The organism is Streptococcus parasanguinis (assembly GCF_001069785.1).
In the GTDB taxonomy this organism is placed as follows: Bacteria; Bacillota; Bacilli; order Lactobacillales; family Streptococcaceae; genus Streptococcus; species Streptococcus parasanguinis_T.
Genome location: NZ_JVSR01000012.1, coordinates 1 through 9,440, shown reverse-complemented (window position 1 = coordinate 9,440; position 9,440 = coordinate 1). Strand labels below are relative to the sequence as shown.

Here is a 9,440-nt window from a genome sequence, read left to right as displayed (position 1 = left end):
CCCTACTCAACTGTGCGGAGGTGGGACAACGAAATCGAATTCTAACGAATGACCGATTTCTGTCCCACTCACTTCTTTCGTCTATCTATCAAGAAGTGAGGAAGGAATGAAAAAGAATATTGTAAAAGATGTCTTATTCTTGGGTCAAAAGTCAGAAGAAGCGACACCTGAGGATCGCACCTTGGCTTTGGATTTGCAGGACACCTTAAATGCTCATCTCCTTGAGTGTGTCGGTTTAGCGGCTAATATGATCGGGGTGAAAAAGCGGGTGATTATTATCCGAATGGGAAGTGAAAATCTGGTCCTGTTTAATCCGGTTCTCCTCGAAAAGAAAAAGCCTTACCAAACAGAAGAAGGATGCTTGTCCTTGGTGGGGAGTCGGCCGACCACTCGTTATGAGGAGATTTCAGTGGCCTATCGAGATGTGAATTGGAAAGCAAAAACAATTCATTTGTCAGGTTTTCCAGCCCAGATCTGTCAGCATGAAATGGATCATCTAGAAGGCATTATTATCTAGAAGTCATTAATGGAGTCGATTGGGCTCCATTTTTTTAGTTCTTATGGAAACTTTTTTCTTGACAGGGATCTTTTTTGTGTTAAAATAGTTCTCATAGTAACTTTAAAGTTCTTAAGAGAACTATTTGGAGGAAATGATGGACAAACCTTTACTAGAATTTAAAAAAATCGGTCATCTCATTCACCTCATGGTAGAAAGAGAGGCCAAGAAGAGAGGGCTTGAATTTAGCGCAGGACCCCAAGGTCAGGTATTGGGCTTTTTATCTCATCGTGAAAAGGAGGGGAAAGTGACCTTGATTCGGGATGTTGAGCAGGAACTTCATATCTCAAAATCCGTGACGAGTAACCTGATCAAGCGCATGGAGAAAAATGGCTTTATTTATCTAGAGCCTAGTCCAACCGATAAACGGGCCAAGTATGTCTACCTAACAGACAGTGTAAAAGATAAATTGAATGACATGAAACAATTCTTTGAAGAAGTGGACCAGGATATGATGGCTGGTGTATCAGAAGAAGAATTGGCCATCTTTTTCAGGGTCATGCATCAATTTTATGAGAATATGAAAAAAAGGAGCGAGGAATGATCAATATATTTCGGCGGTTAACTGCCAAAGAATGGGGCATGATTGCCCTTAGTACGGTCTTTATCTGTCTGGCTGTTTGGATGGATTTAAAGACTCCTGAATACTTATCCGATATCACGACCCTCTTAGCCAAGGATGGGACCAAGGTTTCTGATATTATGGATCCGGGAAGCAAGATGTTGCTCTTCTCTTTTGGAAGCTTTTTGATGGCAGTTTTTGTGGGCTTTTTGGCTTCAAGAGTCGCTGCCAGCTTTACGACGCGACTTCGAGGAGAGATTTTCCATCAAGTGATGGATTACTCTGATGCCGAGATCAAGAAATTCTCCGTTCCCTCTCTCTTGACTCGTACAACCAATGATTTGACCCAGTTACAAATCATGATTGTCATGGGGATGCAAGTTGTGACGCGTGGTCCCATTATGGCGATTTGGGCTCTGACCAAGATTTGGGGGAAGAGCAGTGCCTGGACAACGTCTGTTGGGATTGCGGTCTTGATGGTCTTGATTCTTCTCTCTGTTCTGGTTCTTATTGCCTTTCCGCGCCAGCAAAAGGTTCAAGGTTTGACCGATGCTTTGAATGCGACGACACGGGAGAGTTTGACTGGGGTGCGAGTGGTTCGCGCCTACAATGCAGAAGCTTATCAAAATGAGAAATTCCAGGCTGAAAACAAGGGCTTAACCCGTCTAAATCTCTTTGTTTATCGTTTGATGTCTTTGATGAACCCTGTCATGACAGTGGTATCAAGTGGGTTGACCCTTGCTATCTACTGGATTGGGGCGCACTTGATCAATGATATCGCCATGCCAAAAGATCCTACAAAGATCTTCACCAGTCCTGCATTAGCGGATCGGACCAAGGTCTTCTCCGATATGATCACCTTCTCCTCTTACGCCATGCAGGTTGTCGTTGGCTTTATGATGATGGTGGCCATCTTGATTATTCTTCCTCGTGCCTTGGTATCTGCCAAACGAATCAACCAGGTCTTAGCTTTAGAGCCGTCTGTAGCCTTCCCAAGTGAGTCAAAAGAAACAACAGGCCAAGAGGGTACCGTTGAATTTCAAGATGTTTCCTTCCGATATGGACGGACTTCCCGTGCTGTGATTGAACATGTGACCTTCTCAGCTCAGAAAGGACAAACCGTTGCCTTCATCGGATCAACCGGTTCTGGGAAATCCACTTTGGTCAACTTGATTCCGCGCTTTTACGATGCAACAGAAGGAAAGATCTTAGTGGATGGCATCAATGTCAAGAATTATAGCCACCAAGAACTGAATAATAAAGTCGGCTATATTCCCCAAAAAGCAGTGCTCTTTAGCGGCACTATTCGCTCCAATATGGAATTTGGAGAAAGTAGTCAAGGAAAATTAGAGGATGAAGCCATCTGGAAAGCTCTTGAATTGGCCCAAGCCAAAGAGTTTGTGGCCGCAAAAGAAAAAGGCTTGGATACAGAAGTAGCGCAAGGAGGAAGCAACTTCTCTGGCGGTCAACGGCAACGCTTGGCCATTGCACGGGCCCTGGCTCGCAAACCTGAGATCCTCATCTTTGATGATTCCTTCTCAGCTCTAGATTATAAAACAGATCGGATCCTGCGACAAGCCTTGAAAGAAGAGCTTGCAGATACGACCAAATTGATCGTTGCCCAACGGATTTCGACTATTATGGATGCAGATTTGATTTTGGTTTTGGATCAAGGGAAGGTCGTCGGTCAAGGCACCCACAAAGAATTGCTTGCGACCAATGAAGTCTATCAAGAAATTGCCTATTCACAATTGTCTAAGGAGGAGTTGGAACATGCATAAAACAAAACAAGATTCGTCCCTTTGGAGACAACTTTCTCCCTATTTGAAGGGCTTCCACCTATTTTTCCTAGTTGCTATCCTCTTTTCAATCGTATCGAGTATTATCACGGTTATTGGACCGGATAAGTTAAAAGAAATCACGGATACCATCACAAAAGGGATGGGAGGCGCCATTGATATTGACAAAATCACTTCGATTGCCCTGACCTTAGCCATCCTTTATGGAGTTGGAGCACTGGTGTCCTACAGCAGTAGTTTCATTATCTCAACAATGATTCAGCGCTTCGCAGAACGCTTGCGAAATGCCATCGCTGAAAAGATCAATCGTGTACCTCTCCAATATTTTGATAGCCATGAACAAGGAGATACCTTGTCTCGTGTGACCAATGACGTGGATTTGATGACCCAATCCTTTAACCAAAGTTTGGTTCAAATGGTCTCTTCTGTTGTCTTATTGATTGGCTCCATCTTTATGATGTTTAAGACGGACTGGCACTTGGCGGTGACAGCGATTGTGTCCATCTTTGCAGGTTTTGCTCTTTCCGGCATTATTATGGTCAAGAGCCAACCTCTCTTTAAGCAACAACAAGATAATCTTGCTAAAGTTTCAGGCTATGTTGAAGAAATCTATAGTGGCCATAATGTTGTCATTTCCTATAATGGCCGTCATCAGGCCAAAGATCATTTTGATGCCATCAACCAAGATTTGTACCATAGCATGTGGAAATCCCAATTCTTCTCTGGGATCATGATGCCCTTGATGCAGTTTGTGGGGAATTTCGGCTATGTCATGGTCTGTATCGTTGGGGCTGTCCTCACCATTAATGGGGACATTACCATCGGGACCATTGTGGCCTTTATGACCTATGTCCGCATCTTTACCCAACCAATTGGTCAAATGGCTCAAGGAATTACCCAATTGCAATCAGCCAGTGCTGCTATGGGGCGTGTCTTTGAATTCTTAGACGAAGAAGAAATGGAAGATGAATCCCAAAAAACACGTCAATTGGAAACACCAAAAGGTCATGTCACCTTTGAACATGTGCGTTTTGGCTATTCACCAGATAAGACTATTATCCATGACTTTACAGCTGAAGCGAAGCCAGGACAGAAGGTGGCCATTGTTGGTCCAACAGGTGCAGGTAAGACGACCATGGTCAATCTCTTGATGCGTTTTTACGACATTCAAGCTGGTGAAATTACCATCGATGGTGTGGATACTAAGGCCATGAGTCGCGAAGAAGTTCATGATGCTTTTTCGATGGTCTTACAAGATACCTGGCTATTTGAGGGGACCATTCGAGAAAACCTGGTCTTCAATCAAACGGATATTTCAGACGAAGCGGTGGAAGCAGCAACACGAGCTGTTGGGGTCCATCACTTTATTCGGACCTTGCCGAATGGTTATGACACCGTGCTAGATGATTCTGTCACCTTGTCCGTCGGTCAAAAGCAACTCTTGACCATTGCGCGTGCTCTCTTGAAGGATGCCCCGCTCCTCATCTTGGATGAAGCAACCTCATCTGTCGATACCCGTACAGAAGAGTTGATTCAAAAAGCCATGGACAAACTCATGGAAGGCCGAACTTCCTTTGTCATTGCCCATCGCTTGTCCACTATTCGGAATGCGGATCTGATTCTCGTGATGAAAGATGGAAATATTATCGAGCAGGGTAACCACCAAGAACTCATGAGCCAAAATGGCTTCTATGCCGACCTCTACAATAGCCAATTCACAGAAGAAGTGGCATGAAATCAAGATACAAGGCTTGTGAAATGTAAAGTAAAATAATAGGATAGAAGGCAATTCTATGTGCTTCTATCCTATTTTTTATGCTGGAAGAAGGGATGGGAAAGACGATTCTTAGGTACAGAAAAATGATAAATCATCAGATTTTAGTGCTAAATCATGTGAAAAAGAAGAAAGAAAGGATAAAAAAGAAGCCTGGCTTGACAGGCTTTCTTAGGATCGCGTATACTAGTAGTACAAAAACGAGATGATAGACAGGAGTGCCAACATGAAGCCCAATCTTCAAGATTATCCGAAATTTTATCGTTGGCTAACCCTGCCTTTTACGAGAAAGCCACATCGTGTGCAGGTCCTTCAAAGGATGAATCGAATCCTGACGTTCGCCATGCCAGGCATCTACGGCCTGGTCTTTTGTTGGCTGTTTTTAAAGAAAACTTCAATGGGAGGAATCTGGCCTTTTATCTGGATCCCTGCTTCGGGTTTTGTCTTGTTTAGCCTCTTTCGTCATTGGGTCAATGTTCCGAGACCTTATGAAAAATGGGAGATTCAACCCTTATTAGAAAAAAATTCATCCGGTCATTCCTTTCCTAGCCGACATGTTTTTTCGGCGACCATTATCTCCATGTGTGTCTGTCAGTTGTCGCTTCCGCTAGGAATGTGCTCCATGCTCCTATCTCTTCTATTAGCCCTTATCCGAGTTCTTGGAGGGGTTCATTATCCCAAGGATGTCCTCGTCGCTTGGGGGCTGGGACTCGTCTGGGGAGGACTCTTTTTGCTGGCTTGAATGAACAAATTGCTGAAAATTGACCTTTGTCTAAGAGCGAGGGATAGTGTATACTGGAAAGTGGACTTAGAATAGGAGAGAAGATGAAGTACAGAAAAGCAGAAAAAGCAGATCTGGATCAGGTGGTTCGAGTAGCTAGTACTGCCTTTGAGGACTATCTATTTTTAAAAGTTATCAAGGATTTGGTTCGGGATCCCAAGCAATACCCTGCCTTTGTTGAGGCAATGATGCGCATCCTGGTAAAGGTTTTTCTTAAGCACCATATTTGCCTTGTGGCAGAAAAAAATGATGAAATTTATGCAGTTGCCTTGTTGCAAAAGGGACCGATCCCTTTTCGGGCCTATCTCTTAAATGGGGGATTTGGTTTGCTCAAATTTATTTCCTTGAAAAATATGTTGGCCTACTTTAAATTTATGGAGGATACGGATAAGGAATTGGAGCAAAATGTAGACTTTGATTGGTATTTGATGCTTCTCGCAGTCGCCCCTAAACACCAACGGCAGGGCTATGGCAGTCGCTTTATGACAGAAGGAATTGAGCCTTTCTTGGAAGAGATCCAAGGAAAAAAACTAGCCTTTTATACCAATACCAAAGGAAATGTCTATTTTTACACGAAAAATGGTTACAAGGAAGTCTATTCAAGTGAGATTAGCTTTAACCAAGTAGAAATGGGAAGTTGGTATTTTTTGAAGGAACTAAAAAAACACTAAGGTTACAGCCTTAGTGTTTTTTCATTGTAGCTGTGAATCTGCTTGAATGCCGAATTTTTCAAAGAAAGCAGTTCGTTCTTCTATGATGGCATCAGTCGGATGTTTGATATTCCGTAAGAGCTCAACAAGGTCCGGCGTGACTTCACGAAGCAGTTGCCCTAAAGACCAGATAGCCGTTGCAATATGGATCTGATTTTGTGAATTTTCGATGATGTTCAGGAGCTTAGGGATGGCCGAGCGGTCATTGGCATTGGCTAATGCAATGATGGCATTGCGCTGGAGGATGTTCTTGCCTCGCCAACTTCCAGCAACATGTCCGAATTTTTCCTTAAATTGTCCGTTGGACAGCTCGATAAAAGGAATCAACTCTGGATGAGCCAGATCAGGATCGATTTCCGTTGCTAAGGGATTATCTAGCCCTTTGTTATAAGGGCAACTAATCTGACAAATATCACATCCATAGATGACCGTTTTAATTTTCTTGCGAAATTCTAGGTCCATCATGCCCTTGTCTTGGGTTTGGAAGGACAAACAGCGTTTGGCATTCATAGAGCCATCCCCGATTAAACAGGAGGTTGGGCATGCATCTAAACAACGTCGACAGTCTCCACAACCATAGTCGACAGGCTGATCTGGTTCGATTTCGAGGTTGGTAATCAATTCCCCTAAAAACATGTAAGAACCGTATTCTTTTGAAATGACCAAGCCATTTTTTCCGATAAAGCCAATCCCTGCTCGTTGGGCGACGGCTGTATCTACCAGTGCTCCAGTATCGACCATACCCTTATATTCAAAATCCTGCGTCATTTCTTCAATCCCAGCAGCTAAGCGGTTGAGCTTGTCTTGAAGGACATAATGGTAGTCTAATCCCCAGCTGTTGGGGGTAAATTTTCCTCTTTTATAGGCTGTTTTTTGAGGTTGTTGCTTGAGTTTGTGGGGGTAGGCGACAGCGATTGAGATGATCGTCTTAGCAGAGGAGAGACTTAATTTGGGTTGGATGCGCTCTTCAATATTCTTATGCTCGAATCCAGAATTCCGTCCTTCCTCAACGGCCAAGCGGAGCGATTTTTCCAAATAAGCGAAGTCATCAGCGGTTGTAAAGCCAATTTTTGAAATCCCAATAGAATGCGCCAGTTGGATAATGTTTTCTTTTAGTGTCATCCCTTTCATTATACACAAAAATGAAGTTTCTGGCGAGAGAGGAAAATGATGGAAAGGGCTTTCAAAAGCTTTCTTTTTTTTGTATAATAGAAACATGAAATGCGAGGAGGATATTATGGGACAACCATTATTTTTACATTCAGTCATGCAGGAAAAAATTTGGGGAGGAACTCGTCTGAAAGAAGAATTTGGTTACGAAATTCCGAGCGACCATGTCGGTGAATTTTGGGCGATTTCAGCCCATCCACATGGAGTTTCTAAAGTAGCCAATGGTCCATACGAAGGAATGGGATTGGATCAGCTCTATCAAGAGCATCGGGAATTATTCGGTAATCGTAAAGAACCTGTCTTTCCTTTATTAACAAAGATTTTGGATGCCAACGATTGGCTCAGTGTACAGGTGCACCCAGATGATACCTATGCAATGGAGCATGAAGGAGAACTTGGAAAAACTGAGTGTTGGTATGTGATTGCGGCTGATGAAGGATCTGAGATTATCTATGGACACAATGCCAAGTCAAAAGAAGAACTCCGCCAGCAAATCGAAGATAAAAACTGGGATGCCTTGCTGACAAAGGTTCCTGTCAAGGCTGGAGATTTCTTCTATGTGCCAAGCGGGACCATGCACGCCATTGGTTCTGGAATTTTGATTCTTGAAACTCAACAGTCGAGTGACACCACTTACCGGGTTTATGATTTTGACCGCAAAGATGCTCAAGGAAACTTGCGGGAACTTCACTTGGAAAAATCGATTGATGTCTTGAACATTGGAGAGCCTGCCAATAGCCATCCAGATACAGTTGTGATCGATGATCTTCGAATGACCACCTTGGTTGCCAGTGATTTCTTCACCGTTTATAAGTGGGAACTGACTGGAAAAGCTGATTTTGAAAAGACTGCTGATTACAGCTTGTTAAGCGTCTTAGCCGGAGAAGGGAAATTGACGGTAGATGGAAAGGATTATCCTATTCAAAAAGGAAGCCACTTTATCTTACCGAGCGATGTTGAATCTTGGACTTTGGAAGGACAAGGTTTAGAATTGATCGTGAGTCATCCATAAAAAAGAAAGGGTTTGAGTTAAAAGCTGTGAAACAACTCAAGCCTTTTTTATCTGAAAACTTTTTTTATGTTAAGCCTTGACTCTGACCTAAGGGGAGGGATTATACTATCCATGTAATACTCTTCGAAAATCAAATTCAAACCACGTCAGCATCGCCTTACCGTATATATGTTACTGACTTCGTCAGTTCTATCTACAACCTCAAAGCAGTGCTTTGAGCAACCTGCGGCTAGCTTCTTAGTTTGCTCTTTGATTTTCATTGAGTATAAGGAGGAAATCATGTACCATATCAAAGAAGCTGCAGAGCTGTCAGGTGTCTCTGTCAAGACCCTGCACCACTATGACAAGATAGGACTTCTCGTCCCTGTGAAATCTGAAAATGGTTATCGGACATACAGTCAAGAAGATTTAGAACGATTACAGGTGATTCTCTACTACAAGTATCTAGGATTTTCCTTAGACCAAATAGCAGAACTCTTAGCCGAAGAAAAATCTAACTTATTGCCCCATTTGACCAAACAGTTGGACTATTTGACTCAAAAAAGACAACGTCTGGATATCTTGATTTCTACCTTGCAAAAAACTATTCAAGAACAAAAAGGAGAAAGAAAAATGACCATTGAGGAAAAATTTACTGGATTTAGCTACCAAGATACTCAAAAATACCAGCAAGAGGCGGTAGATAAGTACGGTCAAGAAGTCATGGACCAAGCGCTTGAACGTCAAAAAGGTCGAGAAGAGGAGGCGACAAGAGCCTTTAATCAAGTCTTCCAAGTCTTGGCGAAAAACCTCCAAGCAGGTTTGCCAGTAACAGCATCGGAAAACCAAGATCAAGCAGCCAAACTTTTAGACGCGATTCGAACGTATGGATTTGATTGCTCTATAGAGGTTTTTGGCCATATCGGCAAAGGCTATGTCTATAATCCAGAATTCAAGGAAAACATCGACAAGTTTGGAGTTGGCACAGCCCAGTACACTTCGGATGTTATTGCCTTTTATGTCGAAAATCAAGCAAAATAAAAAAGTGAGAGTGGGACAGAAATCGGTCATTCGTTAGAATTCGATTTCGTCGTCCC

The 9,440-nt window shown here is 42.9% G+C and carries 9 protein-coding genes; 8 read left to right on the top strand and 1 reads right to left on the bottom strand.

Annotated elements, in window-relative coordinates; all coding sequences use genetic code 11:
* Positions 1–106 precede the first annotated feature (106 nt).
* The 6 genes from ADG03_RS01005 (at position 107) to ADG03_RS00980 (ending at position 6,143) form a co-directional block, all read left to right on the top strand.
* A complete protein-coding gene (locus ADG03_RS01005) occupies positions 107–517 on the top strand; it encodes a peptide deformylase (RefSeq protein ID WP_049471713.1) in 411 nt (136 codons plus the stop codon).
* A gap of 136 nt (positions 518–653) precedes the next feature.
* Complete coding sequence (locus ADG03_RS01000; protein ID WP_021153785.1) at positions 654–1,100, top strand: MarR family winged helix-turn-helix transcriptional regulator; 447 nt, start codon at positions 654–656, stop codon at positions 1,098–1,100.
* On the top strand, positions 1,097–2,899 hold the full coding sequence (locus tag ADG03_RS00995) for an ABC transporter ATP-binding protein (RefSeq protein WP_021153784.1): 1,803 nt from the start codon (positions 1,097–1,099) through the stop codon (positions 2,897–2,899). The genes ADG03_RS01000 and ADG03_RS00995 overlap by 4 nt, the downstream gene beginning before the upstream one ends.
* Positions 2,892–4,652: an ABC transporter ATP-binding protein gene (locus tag ADG03_RS00990; RefSeq protein WP_049471714.1), complete on the top strand. Its 1,761-nt coding sequence runs from the start codon at positions 2,892–2,894 to the stop codon at positions 4,650–4,652. Before ADG03_RS00995 ends, ADG03_RS00990 begins: the two co-directional genes overlap by 8 nt.
* Positions 4,653–4,917: 265 nt before the next feature.
* Positions 4,918–5,433 carry a phosphatase PAP2 family protein gene (locus tag ADG03_RS00985; protein WP_049471715.1) on the top strand — a complete coding sequence of 172 codons (516 nt, stop codon included), beginning with the start codon at positions 4,918–4,920 and terminating at the stop codon, positions 5,431–5,433.
* A gap of 83 nt (positions 5,434–5,516) precedes the next feature.
* Positions 5,517–6,143, top strand: coding sequence for a GNAT family N-acetyltransferase (locus tag ADG03_RS00980; RefSeq protein ID WP_024054808.1), 627 nt, complete (start codon positions 5,517–5,519; stop codon positions 6,141–6,143).
* Between the two features lie 21 nt (positions 6,144–6,164).
* Here the strand turns inward: ADG03_RS00980 and queG are convergent, their stop codons facing one another.
* Positions 6,165–7,304, bottom strand: coding sequence for a tRNA epoxyqueuosine(34) reductase QueG (gene queG, locus ADG03_RS00975; RefSeq protein ID WP_049471716.1), 1,140 nt, complete (start codon positions 7,302–7,304; stop codon positions 6,165–6,167).
* 115 nt (positions 7,305–7,419) lie between these two features.
* Between queG and manA the strand changes: the two genes are divergently transcribed.
* Both manA and ADG03_RS00965 read left to right on the top strand, forming a co-directional pair.
* Positions 7,420–8,364, top strand: coding sequence for a mannose-6-phosphate isomerase, class I (gene manA / locus ADG03_RS00970; RefSeq protein WP_003005297.1), 945 nt, complete (start codon positions 7,420–7,422; stop codon positions 8,362–8,364).
* Positions 8,365–8,643: 279 nt separating this feature from the next.
* Positions 8,644–9,384: a MerR family transcriptional regulator gene (locus tag ADG03_RS00965; protein ID WP_049471717.1), complete on the top strand. Its 741-nt coding sequence runs from the start codon at positions 8,644–8,646 to the stop codon at positions 9,382–9,384.
* Positions 9,385–9,440 lie beyond the last annotated feature (56 nt).

Excerpts from the sequence above, each read along its gene's own strand:
- ADG03_RS01005 (WP_049471713.1), top strand. The coding sequence starts at position 107 with ATGAAAAAGAATATTGTAAAAGATGTCTTATTCTTGGGTCAAAAGTCA.
- ADG03_RS01000 (WP_021153785.1), top strand. The coding sequence starts at position 654 with ATGGACAAACCTTTACTAGAATTTAAAAAAATCGGTCATCTCATTCAC.
- ADG03_RS00995 (WP_021153784.1), top strand. The coding sequence starts at position 1,097 with ATGATCAATATATTTCGGCGGTTAACTGCCAAAGAATGGGGCATGATT.
- ADG03_RS00990 (WP_049471714.1), top strand. The coding sequence starts at position 2,892 with ATGCATAAAACAAAACAAGATTCGTCCCTTTGGAGACAACTTTCTCCC.
- ADG03_RS00985 (WP_049471715.1), top strand. The coding sequence starts at position 4,918 with ATGAAGCCCAATCTTCAAGATTATCCGAAATTTTATCGTTGGCTAACC.
- ADG03_RS00980 (WP_024054808.1), top strand. The coding sequence starts at position 5,517 with ATGAAGTACAGAAAAGCAGAAAAAGCAGATCTGGATCAGGTGGTTCGA.
- queG (WP_049471716.1), bottom strand. The coding sequence starts at position 7,304 with ATGACACTAAAAGAAAACATTATCCAACTGGCGCATTCTATTGGGATT.
- manA (WP_003005297.1), top strand. The coding sequence starts at position 7,420 with ATGGGACAACCATTATTTTTACATTCAGTCATGCAGGAAAAAATTTGG.
- ADG03_RS00965 (WP_049471717.1), top strand. The coding sequence starts at position 8,644 with ATGTACCATATCAAAGAAGCTGCAGAGCTGTCAGGTGTCTCTGTCAAG.